Origin of the sequence: Paenibacillus sp. FSL R5-0914 (assembly GCF_038004525.1) — a bacterium.
In the GTDB taxonomy this organism is placed as follows: domain Bacteria; phylum Bacillota; class Bacilli; order Paenibacillales; family Paenibacillaceae; genus Paenibacillus_AQ.
Genome location: NZ_JBBORH010000002.1, coordinates 1,589,840 through 1,612,614 on the forward strand (window position 1 = coordinate 1,589,840; position 22,775 = coordinate 1,612,614).

General features: G+C 46.3%; 17 protein-coding genes and 1 tRNA gene. 3 read left to right on the plus strand and 15 right to left on the minus strand.

The window, feature by feature from the left end:
* Positions 1-245 precede the first annotated feature (245 nt).
* The 8 genes from MKX60_RS23200 to MKX60_RS23235 form a co-directional block, all read right to left on the minus strand.
* Complete coding sequence (locus tag MKX60_RS23200) at positions 246-3,503, minus strand: hypothetical protein (protein WP_341061098.1); 3,258 nt, start codon at positions 3,501-3,503, stop codon at positions 246-248.
* A gap of 84 nt (positions 3,504-3,587) precedes the next feature.
* The gene (locus MKX60_RS23205; RefSeq protein ID WP_076286702.1) at positions 3,588-4,931 is read right to left on the minus strand and encodes an FAD-dependent oxidoreductase; all 1,344 of its coding nucleotides are present in this window, start codon (positions 4,929-4,931) and stop codon (positions 3,588-3,590) included.
* Complete coding sequence (locus MKX60_RS23210; RefSeq protein ID WP_341061099.1) at positions 4,928-7,048, minus strand: MGH1-like glycoside hydrolase domain-containing protein; 2,121 nt, start codon at positions 7,046-7,048, stop codon at positions 4,928-4,930. The genes MKX60_RS23205 and MKX60_RS23210 overlap by 4 nt, the downstream gene beginning before the upstream one ends.
* 30 nt (positions 7,049-7,078) lie before the next feature.
* Positions 7,079-8,608, minus strand: a complete 1,530-nt coding sequence (locus MKX60_RS23215; RefSeq protein WP_076286700.1) for an extracellular solute-binding protein — start codon at positions 8,606-8,608, stop codon at positions 7,079-7,081.
* A 52-nt stretch (positions 8,609-8,660) separates the two neighbouring features.
* Complete coding sequence (locus MKX60_RS23220) at positions 8,661-9,533, minus strand: carbohydrate ABC transporter permease (RefSeq protein WP_076286699.1); 873 nt, start codon at positions 9,531-9,533, stop codon at positions 8,661-8,663.
* Positions 9,534-9,536: 3 nt separating this feature from the next.
* Entirely contained in the window at positions 9,537-10,496 is a 960-nt protein-coding gene (locus MKX60_RS23225; protein WP_076286698.1) for an ABC transporter permease, read from the minus strand.
* A 247-nt stretch (positions 10,497-10,743) separates the two neighbouring features.
* Complete coding sequence (locus MKX60_RS23230; RefSeq protein WP_076286697.1) at positions 10,744-13,032, minus strand: helix-turn-helix domain-containing protein; 2,289 nt, start codon at positions 13,030-13,032, stop codon at positions 10,744-10,746.
* Positions 13,033-13,909: 877 nt separating this feature from the next.
* Positions 13,910-13,982: transfer RNA gene (locus MKX60_RS23235), tRNA-Lys, on the minus strand.
* Between the two features lie 311 nt (positions 13,983-14,293).
* Here MKX60_RS23235 and MKX60_RS23240 point away from each other — a divergent pair.
* A complete protein-coding gene (locus tag MKX60_RS23240) occupies positions 14,294-14,650 on the plus strand; it encodes a VOC family protein (protein ID WP_341061100.1) in 357 nt (118 codons plus the stop codon).
* A gap of 372 nt (positions 14,651-15,022) precedes the next feature.
* On the opposite strand, the gene MKX60_RS23245 is transcribed toward MKX60_RS23240, so the two are convergent.
* The 4 genes from MKX60_RS23245 to MKX60_RS23260 all read right to left on the minus strand — a co-directional run bounded on the left by MKX60_RS23245 (position 15,023) and on the right by MKX60_RS23260 (position 18,375).
* Complete coding sequence (locus MKX60_RS23245; protein WP_341061102.1) at positions 15,023-15,391, minus strand: hypothetical protein; 369 nt, start codon at positions 15,389-15,391, stop codon at positions 15,023-15,025.
* 269 nt (positions 15,392-15,660) lie between these two features.
* On the minus strand, positions 15,661-16,254 hold the full coding sequence (locus MKX60_RS23250; protein WP_341061103.1) for a chloramphenicol phosphotransferase CPT family protein: 594 nt from the start codon (positions 16,252-16,254) through the stop codon (positions 15,661-15,663).
* A 145-nt stretch (positions 16,255-16,399) separates the two neighbouring features.
* On the minus strand, positions 16,400-16,951 hold the full coding sequence (locus MKX60_RS23255; RefSeq protein WP_341061104.1) for a glutathione peroxidase: 552 nt from the start codon (positions 16,949-16,951) through the stop codon (positions 16,400-16,402).
* A gap of 254 nt (positions 16,952-17,205) precedes the next feature.
* Positions 17,206-18,375 (minus strand): CynX/NimT family MFS transporter, encoded by a 1,170-nt coding sequence (locus tag MKX60_RS23260; protein WP_341061105.1) that lies wholly within the window; start codon positions 18,373-18,375, stop codon positions 17,206-17,208.
* Positions 18,376-18,558: 183 nt separating this feature from the next.
* Between MKX60_RS23260 and MKX60_RS23265 the strand changes: the two genes are divergently transcribed.
* Both MKX60_RS23265 and MKX60_RS23270 read left to right on the plus strand, forming a co-directional pair.
* Positions 18,559-19,419 (plus strand): LysR family transcriptional regulator, encoded by an 861-nt coding sequence (locus MKX60_RS23265; protein WP_341061106.1) that lies wholly within the window; start codon positions 18,559-18,561, stop codon positions 19,417-19,419.
* Positions 19,420-19,573: 154 nt separating this feature from the next.
* A complete protein-coding gene (locus MKX60_RS23270) occupies positions 19,574-19,975 on the plus strand; it encodes a VOC family protein (protein WP_076300861.1) in 402 nt (133 codons plus the stop codon).
* An 857-nt stretch (positions 19,976-20,832) separates the two neighbouring features.
* On the opposite strand, the gene MKX60_RS23275 is transcribed toward MKX60_RS23270, so the two are convergent.
* The 3 genes from MKX60_RS23275 to MKX60_RS23285 all read right to left on the minus strand — a co-directional run bounded on the left by MKX60_RS23275 (position 20,833) and on the right by MKX60_RS23285 (position 22,641).
* Positions 20,833-21,633 carry a phosphotransferase gene (locus MKX60_RS23275; protein WP_341061107.1) on the minus strand — a complete coding sequence of 267 codons (801 nt, stop codon included), beginning with the start codon at positions 21,631-21,633 and terminating at the stop codon, positions 20,833-20,835.
* A 211-nt stretch (positions 21,634-21,844) separates the two neighbouring features.
* On the minus strand, positions 21,845-22,318 hold the full coding sequence (locus tag MKX60_RS23280; RefSeq protein WP_341061109.1) for a GNAT family N-acetyltransferase: 474 nt from the start codon (positions 22,316-22,318) through the stop codon (positions 21,845-21,847).
* A gap of 167 nt (positions 22,319-22,485) precedes the next feature.
* Positions 22,486-22,641 carry a hypothetical protein gene (locus tag MKX60_RS23285; RefSeq protein WP_341061110.1) on the minus strand — a complete coding sequence of 52 codons (156 nt, stop codon included), beginning with the start codon at positions 22,639-22,641 and terminating at the stop codon, positions 22,486-22,488.
* Between the last annotated feature and the right edge of the window lie 134 nt (positions 22,642-22,775).

A 22,775-nucleotide genomic window follows, 5' to 3' on the forward strand; every position in this document is an offset into this window, starting at 1 on the left:
GTACGGTTGGAATAGCCCCACCATCGAAAGACCTCACCATGTTAAGGGAAAGCCCGAAGGGACCTATAAGACTTTGTAGCCCCACCTTTGGTTGGACTTTCACCAACTAGATAATGCTTGCCTCTGGGCACGCTATAATAGAAAAAGACAGCCGATCTACCGGCTGTCTCTATTGTTTTTTTATCTCGTGTCCTGTTCCGTGCTTATAAATCAAATCTTCTGCATCTTCGGTTCAGATACGTTCTTTACAGTACCAGCTGTGCGTGGCGAAACAAAAAGGGGTTCTTCGGTGTCGTGCCGACTCCTGATCCCCACTGCAAGAAACCATCGCGGGAATCGCCACTGGATCCCCGGTCATCGTCATTCACCAGGAACGAGATTCCAATGGTCTGCATCGGCGGTCCGCTAAACCCTAGCGAGGTCCACGGGACAGAGATGACGTAGTGCATGTTACTTCCGTCTTGAACGATGTTCGCTTTAGCGCCAGGGGTTGGTCCCGACTGCTGGCCGGCCGGCGCCGCGAAGGTGTAAACTGACGGTCCGCTGTCGAGAAGTGCAGCCCCGATTTCAACACGCTGTCCGCCAGCGTGTCCTGGCACTCGGTCATAGGTACTGAACTGGATGGAATCGGTCTGCCATAGTGTGCTTGGAGTGCGCGCGCCGAAATGTTTATCGTCTGTGACCATGGCGTCAATCACAAGTGCGTCGCTGTTGTAGTTGATGCGCAGATGCCCACTGAGATCGCTGTTGCCGCTTCGTGACCCGGAAATCGATACCCATGTCGCTTGCGTCGCCAAGTCGATTGCGGGCAACGATTGGTGGTCTGTGGGCTCGATGGGAGCGTAGGAAATCGATCCGGATAAAGTGTCCGAACCGTTCTCGCTATCGACGGTCACGCTATACCTCAGGGAATCGAACAACGGAATGTCGGAGAGCGGGAACCGCATCGATGCAGTTCCATTCGCAGAGACATTGGCCACATCCGGCACCTCCCCAGATGCCGGCCCAACTTGGTAGGTAACTTGGGTCGCCGTGAAGGCGCTGGTTCGATTATTCTTCAGATCGATGTCGAGAAAATAGCTTCGGGACGTCGCATCTGAGGTGATTGTTGGCTGGACGCTGATCTCGAACGGCTTGACGACATTTGTCGTTACCCTCAAGCCGGCAACAAGACTCGGCTCGTGCTTATTGTTGCCCCCTTTCCCCGGCTTCGCTTTCGTTACATCTACGGCTATAGTTCGCTGGCCAAGGAGCATGGTTGCAGGAACGCTGATAGTGGCGCTCGTTACCTTGCCTGGGGAAGTTCGAAGCTTTATAGGTTGTGCCCCGTTCGCAATGATCGTCAACTCATTGGGAAGATCCGTCCTGCGGTCCGAGCGATCTGCAGTCACCGTTACAAGAACCGCCTCTCCTTTGATCGACTGGTCGGCAACTTTCATCGTGATCGCTGACTGCGCTAAGCCTAAGTTGTCAACATTGCCTGTGACGTAGATCGGGCTGCCGTTGAGCGTCAGAATGACCGCGCCGTCTGTCGGATTCACCGTCTGAGCCGAGCCATATTCATCAGTGACGATCAGAGGCTGGGTAGTATGCAAAGCAATGTCCTCGGAGCCCGTGGACCACATCACCCGAGTCGTCGAGCCTCCTCCTGTGTACGGATACGAGTAGGCGGTAGCGGAGCCGAGGCTGTCGCGGGCACCAAGAGTCTTTCCGGTCACCGCGCGAATGAGCACAGCGTTTGCGACAGCTCCCGGTTTCGGAGCTACGCCGACTACGCCATCGACGGGTTGCCCGAACAGTCCAAAGTGATGTTCCCTATTATTGGGGTCCGTACCGTCATCCATAGCCGAGTACCAACTGAAGACATCCACGCCTGCTGCCTTTGCCAGCACCTGAGCACGCACCAGATTATCCGCTTGCTGGAGCTCCGTAGAGCCAGGGGCATACGTGGGCCAACCGTTCTCCGTAATCCACACGGGGACATGCCGATTTCCAGCCGCCTGCCTCACCTGCTGCACCAACGCAGGAAGCTTCGATACCAATAGGGTTTGCTCGGGCGGGGTGTTTGCCCCCTTGAGAGCGTAACCGTAGACATTCGTCGCGAACGTATCAATGTAGTTGATGCCGCCGGCAGCGAAAAAGGCATTATTCCAGTTATCGTCAATGGTAGATGGAATCGGGCCTATGACATTCGCGTCGGGGTTTCCTTCGTGAATGGGGCCGTACATAGCCTGAAGCATCTGTACATAGCAGGCTGCAGTAGTACCGCAAGCACCGTTGTTGAAGCCGGTGCCATTGAACTCGTTGTAGATGTTGAAATCGCTGACCTTCCCTTTGTAGTGCTCGGCGGCAGCTTTTCCGAACTGACCAAACGCGGCTAGGCCAGCCGCGGAGCTCGGCGTTTTCCCGTTGTCATAATTTGCATTGTTGTAGGCCAGAACACCCTGGGGAGTCATGCCGAGTTCAAGAGACTGTTGTGACTTGGCTTCAAAACCATACCCAGCCCAGTTGTACACGCCTGGCTGCTTTTCAATTAATGACCAGTTAATATCGCTGCGAATGTGGCCATAGCCGATTGTCGCCAGAGAATTCATGAGTCCGTCTTCAAGGGATTTGTAGTGACCAAAGTGTGTGTCGATCCCGAAGAAGGAATCAGGGCTTAAGGCGCCGGCTGGCGTCGGGGTCACAATGCCAAACGTTGTGGTGCGCGTTACCGTCTGGTCATCAATCAGGCTTGAGAAAGTGAGGTTGTAAAATCCCGGACCGAGGTCCTGCACCGATAGCGAAGCATGTCCGTCAGCCCCTACGGGTACAGATCCCGTGCGAAGACTCACGCCCTGATCATCCGTAATTTCATATGAAACCAAGTCACCCACTGTGCCAAAATCCAGGTTTGCGGAATTGGTTGTGAAGAGCAGACTCGGGTTCATCACGGATAGCGCTGGGGTCGTTGCAAAAGTCACCTGGACTCGCGCGAAACAGATTTCCGGCATGACGCCATTGATACTGTGAACGCGCAGACGGAAATCTGCACCGTTTGTGCCATTTGCGAACCTAATTCCGTTCAGTTCAAAAATCTGATTTTTCCAAGTCTGACTGCCGCTTGTAGGTATCCAAGGGGTGGCCTGGTATGCGTTGTTTTGACCGTCATACTCGATGGCCATGGTCGTCGCCGCTGCGTCAAAGTAGTCAACGGACACGATTGCGTACGTCGCGCCATCAGGTTTCGCGGAGCTCCCTACATCAATGTAGAGAAAGGGATTTAGCGGATCTTGTGACGTCGTCCAGCACTCCCTGCCGTTCCTGGTCGTCGCAGCGTGTGTCGGGTCTTTGTCTGCGTCACCAGGCCAAGCCTTGTTAACACCGCTGTATATTGGGGGTGAGCTCAAAATTACGTCGACCTGGGGCTGGGCAGCGACGGTATGGGGTGCTACCGCCCCAATAACACTGACTGACACAAGCAAGACAAGTACCAAACGGATCATCAACTTTTTCACGAACATGACGTTCACTCCCTTATCTTGAACTGGAACTCAATCACAAATGACTCCGTAAGCGTTATCAAAGATAATTAGAGTTTTTCCGTATTAATTTATCTCTTCCGCCCATGCAGAGCTTGCTGGCATTGGAATCCGCTCCACCTCTCCTTCTATAAATTGACCACGCAGCTGGAGAAGGAACCGGATGTGGGAAGTTTGAACCTTCCGGACATTCTGTAGCCCCTGGAATACATAGAGCGCAGCAGCTGTACCCGATGCTTCCCCGATGGCGCTTACCGAGGCCATGATCCGGTAGGAGCTGTGAGCTTCGTGGGTGCCGCTGATGCATCGGGAGCTGAGTAATAGATTGGTGCAGCCCTTGGGGATAAGCGAACGGTATGGAATATGGTAGTAGCCTGGCTCAGGGATGCTCTCAAGCCTACTGGCGCCTCCATCCGGACTATGAATATCCAAGGAATAAGCGCATGCTGCCACCATATCATCAAAGCGCCTGCTCTGCAGGCAGTCCTCTGCAGTCAGTTCGTATTCTCCGACAATTCGCCGCCCCTCTCGGATACCCAGCTTAGGGGCGATATATTCCAGCTGGGCATGATGGAAAGCGGGATGCTGCTTAATAGCCTCAAACAGCTCCTGCGCCTGCCGAATACCTTCTTCTTTCCCTCTAATAACTGTTTCCGGCCGGGTGGGGTCTACATCCAGCACCGAAGTAGAGTTGAACAGCAGGGCTTTTCCATCTGGATAAGGAAAACAAGTAATGCTCTGCCGGGTGTTGCCGGTGAGGCCTGCCGCTTTCATGTCGAGGTAATAAGGCAACAGCTCCCTTCGCAACGAATGAATGGCTGACCACTGCCGAATATCCGGCTCCTTCAGCCGGGAGCAGTCTATACCGCTGACCTTGAAGGTGGCAGTGGCGGACTGCAGCTTACCGTCGCCTTCTCTGCCCAGTTTGTACTCCAATCCCGCCAACGCGGAAAGATTGCCGTCGGCAGTGGCGTCGAGGTATATCTTAGCGGTAACCGCAGTTGTTCGGCTGCCCTGAATATGCAGACGGACAATTCGTCCATTCTTCATATCAACTTGGAAGACCTTACAGTCGGTCCACAGCGTAAGGGTCGGTTCGGAAGCCAATAGCCCCTCATATGCAGCCTTCAACTCCTGCTCATCATAGGTAGGAACGAGCTTCTCATTGTAATGCGTGTATGCGGCGGGGAACAACTCCCGGTGAATGCCGCTGGTAATCGGTTTTCCCCGTGAATCCCGGAAGTTGCATATTAAGGATACACTCGAGAATACACCTGTTCCCCCCACTTCCCCGGCTTGTTCGATCAGTAGCACCCTCATCTGCAATCTTGCAGCAGCAAGCGCCGCGCTAATACCTCCGACACCCGCACCCGCGATGATAATATCAAAATCAAAAGACTCTTTGTTCATATCGTTAGACCCCCTAAATCCGTAACTTCTCTCTCCTCTGCGGAAAAACGACCTACCCATACTCGTTGCGGAGCACCGCTATAAACGATGCTGCCATTGCATGAAATCTCGCAATATCCGGGGTTCATGCTGACGTCAATGCTTTGTCCCCTGAATAGGAAACCGGAAACGCGTACCGTACCTTCCTCCGGCGGGTTCGGACGTATCCATAAGCTGCCGTCCAATCCTGGTTCGATACCCGCCATACCGAACAGTAGAGCTTCCATCCCCGATAACCCCGCCACCACATTGGCCCGTTTATGTGCAGGTACAGCAGGCCTGTCACAATAATGCTCTTGCGGATAATAGGGCAGATGCCTTCCCATCCACAGTAAACGCTTCAGTACATTCCAAGCTGGTCCACTTTGGCCATTTTCCCATAAAGTCAAAGCCAGCATCGGTCCGTCTCCCGTGTATGATCCACTGCCGGACCAGTCCGGATCATTCAGTTCATAATGAAGTTCATCCCTGGCGGATACACTGCTTACTCCGTAAGCTCCGAGGAATGCATCGTCTGTTACCTGTCTGAGCATTCCGGCCATCATGGTCTCAGTACAAGCGCCAAAGCGCAAAGCGTCATAATATTGGATCGAGTAGATTATTTCCTCGTGGCCCCCGGGATAGAGTGCCTTGAACCAGCCAGCCTCATCATCCCACAGATGCTCCCGGATTGACTTTCGAATCCGCTCCGCCTTTTCCCGCCACTCCTTAACCGGCTCATGGTCTGCTCCTAAATGCAATGCCAACTCCGCCAGACGGTCGTAGCTCCAGGCCCGCTCGGCATTAGGGCTGGCTACAATGTGCTCATAGCCCGCCCCGCGCATTTCGAGCAAATTATGCTGCAAACCGTAATCCAGCAAATCATTCCATTCGGTAAGGCGCTGGTCATCATACAGTGTTAGCAGTCTCATCGCCGGGAACAGATCGCTCCCTTCCCCATGGAGCACAATAGCGGACCAAGCAAAATGGATAAAGGACCACAGGCTATAGGAGTAAGGGACGTCCGCTCCTCTGCCGGTTGGGGCAAACCGAGAGTGGCGGTCAATTCCACTTGCCACCATCAGTCTGGCCAACTCCAGGCTCTTCTCCTTGCCAAGCAGAAGAACCATCGTTTTGGCTGCGTAGCCGCCAACATCCCACGGATAGCAGCATATGCCCGCCCCCTCCATACCAGATACCGCAGGAAACGGCGTCATGACGAACTCAGGGTTTTCCCATAAACATACGAGACCGCTAATAAGCGAACGTTTATAATAATCCTCCAGCCCAGGAATATCGGATTGCAAGTAAGGCAGACGTTTGCCGGCATCCTCCAATCGCTTCTCCCAACCTACTGTCGTCCGCTGCTCCAGCTCTGCCAGCGTCTCATCCGGGCAAAATGGATTTCCAGACTCGGTCATGATGATGCCAAGACGTACCTCCAGATCTTCCCCGTCGGCCAGCTCCGCTTCCCAAACTCCTTCCCGCAGCAGAGTTACTCGGACCTGTTCATTCTCCCAAACACCGGACACTGCAAAGGTCAAGCCCCCAGATTCGCGTTCGCACAAGCCAGGCTCCAATTCCTGAGCTGGCGCTGCTGCCGCCTCTGGCCAGCCATAGTCCCACAAGTCATAAGCTACATAAGCCGGGCTGCCCGGTGTAACTCGGGGACGCAACCTAACTGGCACCGGGCTGCCGCTGCGGTTGCGGATGGTCACCTTCAGAACAAATCCATGGACGTTCAATAATGGAACCAGCTCACTGCAAACGCTTAAGGAAATCAGCCTTTCTCCGATAAAATGATGGTATGTGCCACGGCGGAAAATTCGATCGGGGCGCCAGCGCTCTTCGGCGTAAAGTACTCCGCAGTCTCCCTTGCCCAAGTTTCCTGTATCCTCAATATCGTGGTCGTTCACGATCATGTGAATCCCAGCATGCAGATCCTTAGCGGCAAAAGGGGGCGAGTAGCACCCCTTAACTCCCATTACCATATTTCGTTCCGGAGCTACGGTGCTATAACCGCTACATACCCAAATATGCTCCTTAGGCGCAAGACAAGCCCGCAGATCAAATGCAAAGTCCTCCAGCAAATAACTCATAACGCACCTCATTTTCTTTAAATAGCCACATTATTTCTTAGCCTGCTTCGCATACAGCTCCGTATAATCCTTGATCATCTGGTCCCCGCCCTGAGAGCGCCACTTCTCCACTTCTTTATTGAAGCCGTCTTCATCAAGAGTTCCCATAATAAATTTGACACGGGCGTCAGTTATGATCTTGTTCAGCTCCGTTCCCTTTTCCACAGCGGTCTGAGAGATCAGGGGCTCCACCGGGTTGGATACGGCAATGGCCTCGTTTTCTTTCATCATGGTACGGAATTTATTGTCCGTCTCCCCCTTCCCTTTCCAGATCATCAGCGCACCATCATAGGTAGGCAGCTGCTTTAGTGGAGATACCTCGTTGGCATACGCTGTTTGGTCAGTGATTTTCGGTTCTCCGTCCTCTCCTTTGGTGTAATGGACCCCCTCGATACCCCACGTCCAGGTATACAACATTTGGTCATCGACGATTTTGTCAAAGAAACCAAGAAGCTGTTTCAGCTCCGCCTCCGACTTGACTGTAGCCTTTGGGAACACGAACATTCCGTTATATCCAGTGGTCGCAAATACCTGTTCCCCCTTTGGTCCTTGAATTCTGCTGACAATATCAATTTTGGCGTCAGGATTGGCCTTCTTCAGCTCGTTTCCTCCTGTGATCACGAAGTCAAGGGTGGTGAACAGCATCCCGGCCTTACCTTGGAAGAATTGCTCTTGCTGTTTGTTGACTTTGGTAGCCGCAAAATCCTGATTAATCAGCTTTTCCTCATACAGCTTCCTATAGAACTTCATGGCTTCCATATTTTCTTTAGTCATAGACTCGGGAACTGCTTTGCCATCCTGAATATCCCATTGGTTGGGCGCTCCGAAGAAGGACGCGATGGTCTGGAATCCAAGGAGACCTGTGGACCCTGCGCCGCCGGAATCCTCGGCTTCCACCAGCCCGAATGTATCGTTTTTTCCATTTTTGTCCGGATCGTCTAGGGCAAATGCGCGGATAACATTATAGAGATCATCGATGGTCTTGGGTTGCTGCAAGCCTAGATTATCTAACCAATCCTGCCTGAAGGTTATGCCTTGGCGGGCCAAAGCTCTGGCGCGGTACAAACCGTAAACCTTGCTATCTACCGATATATTCTTCAGTACCTGTTCATTGGTGTTGTACTTGCTCAGATTAGGATAGTCCTTGATATAAGGTCCGATCTCCCAGAACATACCCGACCGCTCCGCATTGATGATAGATGAGGACTTGGTATCCCCAATCATCAGTACCTGGGGTAGATCATTGGAGGCGATAGAGACGTTGACCTTGTCATTGTAAGCAGACGCCGGAACCCAAGTGACATTGATTTTGGTATTCGTATACTCTTCGATTTGCTTGATAATCGAATTGTCGGCTTTGGGCGGCTCAGTCGAGGAATACTGGTTCATCATTGTAAATGAAAATTGTCCACCTGCCTGCGGGCTCTTCCCTTCCTGTTTGCTTCCACACGCCGACAAACTTGCGGCTGTCAGAATGACTAAGAGACCTGTCAGGAACATTTTGTAGCTTAACTGTTTCATGTCTTACTCCCCCTCATTATATTGAAGATATTGTATTAAAAGATGAATAGGGTCATCCTTTAACCGAACCTAGCAGCACTCCTTTGGCAAAGTGCTTTTGCAAAAATGGATAAATTGACAGAATCGGGACGGTGGAGAACACAATAACCGCCATATTGATAATCTTGGACGGCGGCGGAGGGGCCTCGCTCATATCAGACAACCCCTTCTCCGAGAGAATCACAATCTGTCTTAGCAGGACCTGGATCGGCCATTTATTCGAATCGTTGATATACAAAATAGCGCTCAGAAAGGTATTCCAATGAGTTACTGCGTAAAACAGTGAAAAGGTTGCCAGCGCAGGCAGAGATAGTGGGATGACTATACGGAATAAAATCCCAAGGTCATTGCAACCGTCAATCTTGGCCGATTCCTCCAGGCCGTCAGGCAACTGCTGGAAGAAATTTTTGATGATGATCATATTAAAAGCACTGATCGCGCTGGGAATAATAAGCGCCCAGTAGGTATTGGTAAGGTGCAGCTCTTTGACAATCAAAAAAGTAGGTACAATACCGGCGTTGAATAGCATTGTGAAGATAACCATGAGCATGACAACGCGCCGTCCGTAAAGATCTTTGCGGGCAAGTGGATACGCCATCAGCACAGTCAGCAGCAGGTTCACCAATGTCCCGATCACAGTCACCCCAATGGTAACTGCCAGGCTGCGCAGCAATATTGGAGTAGAGAAGATATATCGGTAGCCCTCTAACGAGAATTTCGTTGGAAATACGAGGAAGCTCTTGGACAGCACCTCCTGCTCTGTAGCGAAGGAAATCAATATGATGTAAATAAACGGGATGATCATCACAGCCGATACCAATAGCAGGATTGCGACATTGATCCCGTCAAACATACGGGTGCTCCAGCTTCGGTTTTGTTGATTCATAGATTAATACACTCCTTCCTCGCCGAATCTTTTGGCCAACCAGTTGGAACCGATGACCAGTACAAATCCAACCAGCGACTTAAAAAGGCCAACAGCGGTACTGAAACTGAACTGCCCTTGCGTAATCCCCGCCGTATATACATAAGTATCAAACACTTCTCCGACCTCACGGTTAATCGGATTTAGCATCAGGAAAATTTGCTCAAAGCCCGTATCCAAAAAGCTTCCCAACCGGAGGATGAAAAGAATAATAATGGTGGAGCGAATGGCCGGAAGTGTCACATGCCATAATTGTCGCAACCTTCCTGCACCATCCATTTTTGCCGCTTCATATATCTGGGGATCAACTCCTGCCAAGGCTGCAAGAAATATAATGGTTCCCCATCCCGTCTCCTTCCAAATCACCTCCAATGTAACCATGGTTCTAAACCAGCCTGAACTGGCGAGAAAATTGATCTTATCTCCACCCATTGCCATAATGGCTTCATTCACCAGTCCGCCGTCGATTGTAAAGAAGGTATAGGCGATGCCGACTACCACGACCCATGAGACAAAATGCGGGATGTAGATGACGGTCTGTATGGTTCTTTTTAATTTCTCACGGCGCACTTCATTAATCATAAGAGAGAGCAGGAACGGTGCAGGAAAGAAGAATAGAATATTGTATCCGGCCAGTACCAGGGTATTCCTCAGAAGCATCCAGAACGCGGGATCATGGAATAGCCGCTCGAAGTGTTTCATGCCAACCCACTGACTGCCGAAAAAGCCCAAGAAAGGCTGATAATCCTTGAAAGCCAAGAGAAGTCCCCACATCGGGGCGTATTTGAATAATAGGAAGTAAAGGACCCCGGGGGCCAGCATCCCGTACAACCATTTGTTTCTCCGTATCTGCCCCCAGAAATAGGGTCTCTTTCTCAACGGGGCAGATATTTCAATCGCAAGATTTCCTTTGGGTTGATTCATCTTCGACTCCACCTTCGTGTTATTTGTGCGTACCTTCAAGATAAGCGTCCGACAAGCCGACGTCTATAATCAAGGGATAATCATCAAGGAAGGTATTTGCCACTATTTAGGTTATAATCATGATCACGTGCGGAACAATCATGAGGATACGATCAGGAGTAACTTCTTGTTACTCTGTAACATCATAATGAAAAGACCCCCAACGACAGGCTGTGGACCTATCGCAGGGAGTCTTCGGCTGAAGCGTTCATTTTTTCTGATGGCAGTGCAAATCCCGGTATTGTCCGGGCGTCATGTTCTCCATCTTGCGAAAAAAGCGAATGAAGTTCTGGGGATTGGTGTAGGTTAATCGATCCGCAATATCTCCGATCTTCATATCAGTCTCTACCAGCCATTGCTTCGCCATCTGTAAACGGTAGTTTTGCAGGTACTCGCTGAAGCTGATCCCCTTTTCCCTGCTGAACAGCGGCCCCAAATGGTTGGGGTGATAATTCAATTGCTTTGCGCATGCTTCAAGCGTAAGCTCGGTGTCGAAGTTCTGATGGATCATATCAGTTAGCTGGTCCGATATTTTCTTGACATGAGACTTTCTCTGGTGCTCCAGCCTGCGCATGATTGGAGTAATGACTGTCTCACTAAACCAAAATCGGATTTCCTCCTGGGATTTTAGATCAAGCAATCTGTCAAAAAGCTGTTTTTCCTGATCGGGTGGAAATTCCGCGTCTGTATTCTTCTTTGTATCTGCTGTTATCTCGGACTGTCCAAGCTCGGTCAGTATCGTGTACAGCCTGACCAATGCCATCCGATATTGGCGCCAGTCGGCTTGCTCTTCAAAGATCAATCCAATGCAGCGCTCCAACAGTTCGTCAGCCCTTGTCCGCTCCGCGAGCTTAACTGCATCGTAGAGCTCTTTGGCTGCACGGTGCGGGAACACGCTGGATACTAAGTCTTCAGGCTGGACATCATCGATAAACAGAACTGATTCCGCGCCGAAACGGATCCTATAGCGAAGCGCCTCCAGTGCTTGCTTGGCAGAGATAGAAATATCGACGAGCTGATTTTGGGGACGGCTGATGCCGATGCTAATATGCAGCTTCAGGTATTGCAGTACTGTTCTCTGGATCAGTTCTGCTACAGCAAACAACCGGTTCTTGTACTCCACATCCGTAGTTACGGCACCTCCGACAACCGTGATCTGGGATTGTTCCAGCAACACAGAATCTAGCCGTTCCTCGGCGGGGATCAGCTCGCCGACGATATTGGCGATCGCGAAGAGCAGCAGATCACGGTCGTTTTCGCTATACCGGGACCGCTCCAGAAAATCGATCTGAATGGCGAGTACGGCATACCAGTTCCAATCGGCGTGATAGCCATATTCTTTCAATCTGGCCGGTAACTGAGATTCTTTCTCCTCGCCGCGAATCAGCTTCATGACAAAAAATTGCTTTAGTTCCCGTACTTGTCCTGTCAGCTGAGCCAGGAGGCGGGATTCCGTCTGCAGCATGGATTGCAACCGACAGCCGATCATGGTGAATTCGTCGGTACGGGCTTCATCTGGCGGATCTCCGAATCTGCTGGCAATCGTTGCGGCCAATTTCCGAACTGGCCGGTAGAAATTACGGGAACCAAGTAGTGCGAGTCCGCCGGTTATCAGAACCATGAGCAGGCATACAAACAGAGTAACCCAGCCTATAGAGCGGGAATCTCGGGTAATATCCTTGATGAATATGGCGGAAACATAAATCCAGTCATTATAACTTGACTTACGAACGATAACGGTTGTATTGTCCCCATCAAGCTCAACGTTGAATTGTCCTTCCGTTTCATTTCGCCTTTGCATCTCGGCAACAAGTTGCTCAAAACCGGATTGCTGTATTTTCCGATCGCTTCGGGACAAAAGCCGGTAATCTTTATCCATTACCATAATGCTACCGATTTGGTTGTCGGCCGCCAGAAGGCTCGCCAGCTGCGATTCGGCGATGGTCACGATGGCCAGTCCGTTGGCTTTCAGCGAATTCAACGGGATTTTCTTCACGAGACTAATACTTGGCGAGCTTTTGTCCTCGTCCGTTACCCAAAGAGAAAATGAAGGCAGCTTCTCATACCGGAGAAGATGATCCAGATTCCTTACATCGTCAAATGTAAAAATATTGTTGTTGTCGACGCCCCATTTACCTTTTAAATTTACTACAGTCATATTGTTTATCGTCAGCTCGAAGGTTTGGCTGCGCACCATGTTCTGGTACATCTCATTATAAACCTGATAATGGGCTGCAGAATAAGGGAGCGACATCGCATTCACCACAAGGGGCGAGCTAATATACTGCGTAACCGAATGATCGATCGTCTTGAGGGTTTGCTCCACACGAAGTTGGGTCTGCTGAAGTGTCGCCATGCTGCTCTGGTTTACCTTGTCCTGCACGATTGAGGAAGCTTTGAAATATGAGATGATTCCAACGATGATCACTGGAATAGAGCCAATCAGCAGACTGTACATTAAGAGACGGGTGAAATAGTTGCTGGAACGAATTTTCATGGCAACTCCCTTGTGAACGTTTTCAATAATGTTTCACCTATTATAGAGATGAGATTAAAGGAAGTCCATAATCAGGACATAATCATTAGAACGGATTATCTGGTTTGATTCGTTATCAGCTTAGCATAATGTTGAATACACTTTTTTAACATCAAGCGTGATCTTATATTCAACGGCATGAACATGAAGAGAAACGTACTTTTAGGCTTTTAGGGGACTATTTGGGGATTCAGTTATATTTTGATTTTTTACCTGATTAGGCTTTTTAATTAAGACAAATCGACCATCTACATGCTCCCTTGTCGGATAATCAAACTTAATAGACTATCGCATTGGCTAGGGTAGAGAACTTCGCTCGTCTTGATTCATCAGGTATGACAGACATTCTGTAACCCCCTAGAGTTCACATTAGTTTGGCTGCATTTCTTTAGTCATAATGCTAAGACTGCGTCTTTCAAGGGAATTCGGCGATTGTTGCGCTATCCTGCCCGTTGAGAATAAGACAGCTGATCTCCAGGCTGCCTCCCCAACTGTTTTTTTATCTCTCGTGTCCCTTCAAATATTAGACATACATCTAATCAGCTATGATTCAAAGTTCTTGTTCATTTCGGCTAACGATGTAAGTTCTTGTACTCAGCTCGGGACAAGAACTTGGTTAGTCTGAAGTTGAATTTCGGGGTTAGCGAGCACCGATCGTAACTGGCGGTCGGCTTGGCGTTTAGCTTTAACATCTAGAGTTCAGAGGGTGAGTTCCGGTCTGGATGCACGAGCGGGCTGTTGCCGTTGGCATTTGCAACTCAGAACCCCCCACTCTCTGCTTATTCCTCCAACTCCCATTAACAACAAAAAAAACTGCATTTCCGCCTTTTCTTCTGGATGGACTCTCAGGGACTCGAACCCTGGACCAATTGATTAAGTGTCAACGGCTCTACCAACTGAGCTAAGAGTCCATGTATAAAATTGTTGGTGGAGCCAAGGGGGATCGAACCCCTGACCTCATCGCTGCAGCGATGCGCTCTGGCGTGGTGGTCAGGGGCACTGCCCTATACTTCACCTCACAAAGCAATGATCAATTTCCAACTGTTTCATTTCCAAAAAAGAAAACCCGTCTCACGATGGACCCCTTTCATACTTTTGACTAGGGGTAAGCCGCTTGCCAAATCCCTTATAAACGCCCCACGATTCCTCATCCTCCCCGGTTTCAGTGCAAAATGGCGTATAATGAACAAAATATAAATTCACATAAGGGGATATTAAAGTCATGAAATTGAGCCTGAATTGGATTACGCTAAGGGTGCGCGATCTGGAGGCATCCCTTAATTTTTATCACAGGATTCTGGGACTTCCGATAGACCGCAGATTTGAGAGCAGAGGAAAACAGATTGTTTATGTTAGGCACGGAGGGACAGCCCAAGATCAAGCTTATACAGGGAACCGACCGGCTCTGAAGCCAGAATGCGGCGCTTCCGTTGGGTTCGAGGTGGAGTCACTGGATGAGGCAATAGATCATTTGAAAAATCAGGGCATCCCGGTAGCGCGCAGGCCGATCACGCCGAATCCCCGCTTGCGGTTCTTTTATGTTCTGGACCCGGACGGCTTTGAGGTACAGATAGCTTAGCACAGCTAGGCCAGTGTTTTTCAAATTAGCCTCTTGCTTCACTTACCAAACAGCACAAAAAACGGCGGAGACGCCGTTGGATCAGAGCATATCTCCCCCAGCGAAAATGCACGCTTCCCTTGTTACCGCATGTTCTCGGCAAATAGCACAATGTTTTGAAATCAATGATAAAAGCGTACCCATTTAACCTCATCGATCCGTCAGGCCTCCTAAGAATAAGAACGTCATCTTTACGGCTGCAGCCGCCTCAAAGTAGATTCGTCTGCCTTGGCCCGTACTTTTGCCTCCAACTTCCTTCAGATTCACCTCGCGGTAGATACCCTTGCCCTTCGCTAAAGGTAAACTTGCCAGCCCCCGTGGGAGACTTTCACCCTAGAGATGACGCCCATGCTGGGCGTACATCTCTAAACCATTATCCAATTTTAAGAGTCTAGTCGAAATTTCAGTTTTTGGAGGATCAGGCATTACAGCGGTGTTTAATCTGCGCTGTAATTCTTCAATTCCGTATTCCTTATTCTTAAAACGTTCGACTAAGATTTCGTAATGATGAATGACTATTGAAATCCAATTTATCGGTACATGGCTTGAGTTTTCTGCGCAATCTTTAGCTTCCTGCAATGAATCGTGCAGAGTGCCACCAATAACATTCCACTCTAGGTCACATGAGAATAGATTGTAACCTCTGGCACCGTCATATTTAGCTACCGCGAAAGCAGTGATAACCTCTTTTTTTGTTTTCACCCTCGAACAAAACATATCCGTTATTATTGAAATGCTCGTTTGCTGTATAAATCAAAACATTTGCTCCATCCAGCAATGGTGGCACTGTCAAGTTATTCACCTGCTTTCGAAATTGAAGTGTTCGTCTATAAACTCTGCAAACTAATACTCAAATCCTATTGGTTGACACTCAACTAAACTGCCCGTTAGCTTAATTCCGAAATCCCTCGGGCAGACCGAGAGGCGATAGCCCCAACGCTTGATATGGTGTTATCTGATGGATACGCCTACTAGGAAACACTAACATTTCTTTTACTTAATTTCTTAAATACCGAGTATTCCTTATTGGACTTAATAAAACTTAATATCTTTTCGGCACATTCTTTTGGATTCATCTCTTCAGTATTTACTTCGAGGTCATATTCATCAAAGTAATATACTTTGCTAAACTGTGAAGTTGCTAGTCCAATTTTTCTATCTCCTCTTGCTTGCTCTCTTCTTATGAGTTCTTCTTTCGAGCATATTACACCTATAAATAACGTAGGCTGATCGAAAAATTGATCAAGAAACTCATTAAACCTCTTGTCATTGTCGATTACGGTATCTACTATTACATTAAAACCCACTTCTGATAACAATTTAATTGTCGAATGGTACACTGAGAATATGGAATCATCAAGTATTTGTGAGACAACTTGATGATCTATTTCTCTTGGAGGTTCATCTGGAAATTTATTATTAATAAAATCATTGTAATTATTAAAAAAATCATCAATTGATAAATGATAAAAAGGAATCTCTTTCTGATTTATCAGTTCAGTCGATATGGAGGTCTTTCCAGAACTTGAAGTTCCATTTAGATAAACTAGTATCCCTTGCTTCAATTTAATCATCCCTTCAAAAAATTATCTTTGCGTATTTTTCAGATAACGTTATAATCACAAAGGTCATAAAATTATCCAACTCATAAAATATTCGAGAAACGATTGAACTATCCTGCCCGTTAGCTTAATCACTAATCGGATTCATTTACTTTAAAAGAAGTGATTCAATAAATACCTCTATGTCAAATGGTTCAGTCGTAGTTTCGTATCTACCATATATGTGACCGTTTCGATCGATTAAAAACTTTGAGAAATTCCACTTGATCCCGTCACCGGCATATATGTCCGGATACTTTTCCCGCAGAAAATCCTGCATCCATTGACCGCCTGATGTCTCAGTATCGAACCCTTGAAATGGTGCTTGCTGTGTTAAATATTGAAATAACGGATGAGCAGACGGTCCCCTAACCTCAACTTTCTCGAATAAAGGAAACTTAACTCCAAAGTTGCTCTCACAATATTCATGTACTTCCGAGTTACTCTCTGGCTCTTTCTCGTTGAATTGGTTACAAGGAAAACCTAGTATTTCAAACCCTTGCTCATGGTGTATTTCGTAAAGCCTTTGAAGATCAGGTAATTGGCGAGAATAGCTGCATCTACTGGCAGTGTTCAGAATAAGCAGAACTTTTCCACGATAAATTGACAATTCAACAGGCTCACCATTAATTGACTTCGCTTGAAAATCATAAATAGACATCAGACCACCATTCCTCCGCGTTATTATTATAAATAACATAATATCGCTACAGGCTTTTATTGGTCTAATATATAAAAGGAATAATATTTATAGAATGAACCTATAATCCAATATTACCTTAGTATATTGCCCATTTAATTTACTAGAAAAGAGGAGCTACCATATAGGAAGCTCCTCTACTTATTTCCCCCCAACAAAATCCGTTTCTAAATTCATCATGAAAATAGTACATCCTCTCAGCTCTGGGGCTTATCCTAACTCGCTGGAGAACTTTTTTTATTACCTATAGCCAATTGAACGATAATCTGAAGCACGATGATTACAGCCAAACCATAGAATGCTTGGACGAAGCTGCCCGTTGTATCGTGGAGCCAGCCAATGGCTAGCGGCCCAAGCGCTCCGAGAATGTAGCCACCTGATTGGGTCATTGCGGACCAGCTACTGGCTTCCTGAGCATTGCTTGTTTCATCAATGGGCAACATCAGTGCAATCGGGAACAGTCCACCTGCTCCAATACCGAGTGGAATCGCCGCGAGCCAGGGGCTTACGGATATGTTCAGCATCAGGACACCCATCAACTCTAATAACGCACACCCGACAAGCCAGAATACACGTCTTTGGTAACGGTGTACAAGCATGGGAATGAACAACGTAGAGGGCAGAGATATCAATGTAAATAAGGTTTGGATGTTGCCGGCCGTCTCTTGACTATACCCCTTGCTTTGGATTGCTGGCGCAAGCCAAGCGGTCAACGAGTAGAAGATCGCTGCCATCAGCCCGAAGAATAATGTCAGCATCCAGGCACGCTTGTTGTTCACCGGAAGTGGTGCATTAAGTACACTCGAGATTTTACCGGATTGTAGATCTATGCGCGCAGACCAGGCTAATCTCAACCAGATCGGCAATGCAATGGCTGCGAGAAATGCCCATACAGCCAACGAGCCCCTCCACGAACCACCCAGCGTATGCTGAAGCGGAACCGATAATCCCACACTAATGCTGGCCCCCATCACCATCGCTGTAGAGTAGATACCCACCATAGCTGCCACTCGGTCAGGGAAGTACTGCTTAATGAAGCTGGATAATAGCGGCCCTGCCAATGCTATTCCTATTCCGGACAGAAAAGAAGTGAACATCATCAATGGAGTTGTACCAACAAACCATCGTAATCCTGTACCTAACCCAATGAGGATTAAAGCCAGAACAATTGCGCCCTCATTTCCCCACTTTCTGCTTAATCTTACGGAGAACGGAGCAAATATGCCCATACATAATACCGGAAGTGTGGTTAACAGACTGGCGGTAATCCCGCTTATACCCAGATCATTCTGTACGGTGCTCATTAGCGGTGAAATGGATGTAATGGGTGGTCGTAAATTCAGTGAAGCCAGGATAAGCGCCAGGACGATATAAAAAAGTTTCATTATGAATCACCTCATGGTAGTAGTATCGTTACATTCACCCATCATCCTATTTGTTAACGAAAGATCGTTGGGTGGTGCACGATTAAGTATAGAATCATTAGAATGATTGAACAATACTATAGTTTCTATTAAAATGATTACTAAAACCAATGATTAGAGGGTATTCATATGGAGATTCGTCAGATGGAAAACTTCATTGCGGTGTGTGAGGAGCTTCATTTTACACGAGCAGCTGAGAAACTCGGCATATCTCAACCTACGTTGAGTCAACAAATACGCGCACTCGAGGATGAACTCGGTGTTCCCTTATTTGACCGAGTCGGCAAAAAGATTGTGATGACCCAGGCAGGAAATCTGTTTCTGGAGCACTGTGTACAGATGATTCGGCATTTACAGAATACCCAGGATGCGTTAGCTGAATTCCGCAATGATCAACGAGGTCGGTTGGTAATTGGTGTTCTCCCTTCCGATCTGGACTATCGGCTCACCCCATTGCTCGTGAATTTTCATGCACGATTTCCCAAGGTACAACTGAAGGTTATCTCTTCGATCTATGTCTTGAATCAAGTGCTGGATAATGAAGTAGACATCGGCATCGAGATCACGTCTGCTCCTGATGATCGGCTTGTACGCATTCCTTTGTGCAGTGAAGAATATGTACTCGTCGTTTCCGAGAATCATGATTGGGCTGAACGAAGCACGATTGGAATCCAGGAACTGCGAAATATCCAAACTGTGATGTTCCCCGAAGGATTTACAGGCAGAGAACTGGTTGATGGCTATTGCCGTAAATATGGATTCAGTTTAAATACGATCATGGAGACCAGTTCGGCTACTTCCATTATTAGCTTGGTTAAAGCCAACGTCGGAGGAACATTGCTGCCTTATCGTTTGATCCAAGCGATGAATGAACCAACTCTACGCTGCATCCGAATTACAGACGATCCGCCATACCGTCACTTTGAGATCATTCATAGGTCCGACCGTTTTCTGACAAAATCGGCCAAGGCATTTATTGAGAAAACTATCGAGTATTTCAATTAAGAGTGAGTTGCGATATAGAGAAGAGAAGTTACTAAGGAAACAGCATAATGCATGACAGAAATGTCATTCCGGATTCTTTTGTAAGATTCGCTTCTGCTGCCAGAACTAGAGTATAGTAAGAGTTGTTAAAAATATATTCCAGGAGGCTATAGCCATGCCACAGGAGATCTGGATTAACCTGCCGGTCAAAGATGTTGAGAGGTCAACTGCCTTTTTCAATGAGATTGGATTCCATGCAGTGAGCGTTGGTAACGAGCGAGCCAAGCTTGACATAGGCCAAACAACGATTTTGCTGTTCCCGGATGCAGCGTTTGAGAAATTCACAGGTTCTAAAACCGCAGATACTACCCATAGCGCTGAAGTAATATTCTCCATTGGCGCTGAAAGCAGAGAAGAAGTAGATGCCTTTATTCAAAAAGCAGAGTCTGCCGGAGGAAACATCTTTGGCAAGCCGAGTGAAATTGACGGCTGGATGTACGGCGCAGGATTTGCCGACCTGGACGGTCACCGATGGAACCTGCTGTACATGGATGAGAGCAAAATGCCTAAAAGCTAATATGAAAACGCCGGTCACCTGCTTAAGGTGACTGACGTTTTTTTACACCCACTATAATCTCATATCTGTAATTCAAATCAAAATCTTTGCTTAGAAGGAAAAATTCGAGGGCAAAAGGATGATTGTTTATGAAGCTTTCCGATCAATTCGCCTACACACTCGGCATCATTGACTGTTGGAACAAATTGTTTTTGTTCACCATCTACCCATTTTAACAATGTACAGTTTATGTCAGCTATCTTAGTAACATATTCACCAATGTTATTTTTTATAGGTGATGGCAACACCCAGATTTGTATCATTTGTTAATGATTCCAGCCAAATCATTTCTGAATGGATGACTTTTTCCTCAGACCAAATACTTTCCATCGAATCATTTTTTGATAGATGTATTCGCAAACTATAGCAGTTACTTTTCCTTATCTGTCACTTTATAGATGGTGTTTGCATTTTGGCCAATATGAGCTATTGATTGATAAGTAATTGAATAACAAGTTAATGCTTTTATTGCAACATCCTGAGTATTTAGCACGATATCTACCTTCCCTTGAAACAACCGAATAAGGACATCGTACCATAATATTTTCTAATAGTTTGGGAGAGAACACTTATATTTATATTTTATCCATTACTTTGCTTATTAAGTTAACCTGCTCATCAATATGTATTATTCAACTATCGTGTCCCGTTAGCCCAACGAATGACGTGCGGGTCCGACGAACTTCGCCATGCAGAATTGTCTGACTGATTTGCTCTTCCTAGAAATACTTCGAACAGAAATCAAGGAGTGAATGCGACTCAGCAGGAAAACAGTGTTACAGAATGTCAACGCCATCTTAGGGTTACTACTATATAAATCACAATAATAAAGTATCGATAATTTGATGAAATTTCATTCTATTCTCGTCTAATTCAGATATTCCATATCCTTTCATAAACTCAACTATTTCTTCTTTCCTATCTGTGTAATAAGTAAGACTTTTTACAAGATAATAAATATCATAGTATGGATCTGATATCCCTGATCCTCCTAAATCAATAAATGCTTCAATACGTCCATTATTTATCATAACGTTTCCAGATCCATAGTCACCATGGGTAAAAACTAGTTCCTCTGTCGACGCTTTATTCATCTCCAAAAAATCAATCAGTTGGTCAATAGTATGATTGGGAAATGAGTTATTAATAGCCTCTATGACTTCATGTTTTCTATCATTAATATTGTTTTTGACCATATCAATCAGTTTTTCTGGCAAAAAATCATTAAAAAAGCAATTATCAATGGGAACATTGTGTATTGTTCTTAAACCTTCTCCTAAAATATAGCCTAGACTTTTATCTCCCTCTTCCTGCTGGTATTCTTCCGCAGTACAACCTTCTATATAGGTCATAACTAAACATTCCTTTCCATTCTCCACCTGATAACTTATTACTTTAGGAGAAGGAATCACATCATTCACCCATTTCAGCCTTTCTGTTTCGTCCATTAAACTTCCAGAATCTTTAACGTTTTTTTCTTTCAGTACATATTTCACAGAATTATCAAACTCTAAAATGTACAAAGATTGATAATGTCTTCCTTTTTCAATGATTGTAGTTTTAAGTAATTCTGACTGATTTACTAATTTAATTGGCATTGAGAATCGGGTATTCATCATTTTGTACTCCTCATTTGTCTATCTTTACGTTATTTCCAATAACGTCTGATTCACGGACTCTATAAATAATTTCATATGTAGGGTATTCGCGAAACTTTTAAACTAACCTGCCCGTTAGTTGAATAAAAACAGCCAATCACGTTGACTGACCGGCTGCTTTATCGTGTTTATAGTGGTATCGTGCCCCGTTAGCTTAACGTATTTACAACCCTCATTTATTATCTAATGTTAACTTATATATAGGTTGGTTATCATTATTCATCCTATTTTTACTTATAAATCCTGCACTTTCGTATAAGCGAATAGCTTGTTCGTTTTCTTTTTCCACTGTTAAAGATATGATTTTGCATTTAGCATGTTTGATTTGTATAAAATCAATAATTTTATCTAGAGAACCTTTACCATAGCCTTTCCCTTGGTATTCCTTATCAATTTGAAATCCCCCAATCCAATAATTATCCTCACTATTTGGTGTATAAGAAATATAAAACGATCCAATTATCTTGTTATTATTATATAAAACATATGGGTCTAATGCCTCGTCCCAAGGTTTTATATAGGCAACCGCTAGTGATTCTGCAACAGTTGGAACAAATGTTTTTTGATCTTCATTAACTGAAAGTTTAAATGCTTCCTCCCAGTTTTCTTTTGTGATCTCTTTAATGAATATTTCAAACATCATCATCAATCCTTTCTCATTGATTAGCAACAAATAGCTACTCTTGTGTTTACATAATTCTACCATTATTTATGGTACTAATCTGTCCATTAGCTAAAAAGAGCAGGATACCAAATCACCTGCTAATCAATGTGTATTATTCAACTATCGTTTCCCGTGAGTTTACTTGTCTTTTAAGCTTTATGTTCACCTCTAAAACAAGCAATTAATGAAACTATCAAACCTAAAAATGAAACACCAAGTCCCAATACTGTTGCTGAACCACTTGATGTTAATATAAGTGCTATCCCAAAAAGTGATATTGAAATACCTAAAAGTGATAAACGCATAATTACAGTACCCCCAAACTTCCCAATTTTCATAAGAAAACTATACTATTTTCTTTTCAACTATCCTGCCCGTTAGCTTAATGAAAAGAGCAGGATACCGAAGCACCTGCTCATCAATGTATATTGTTTCAACT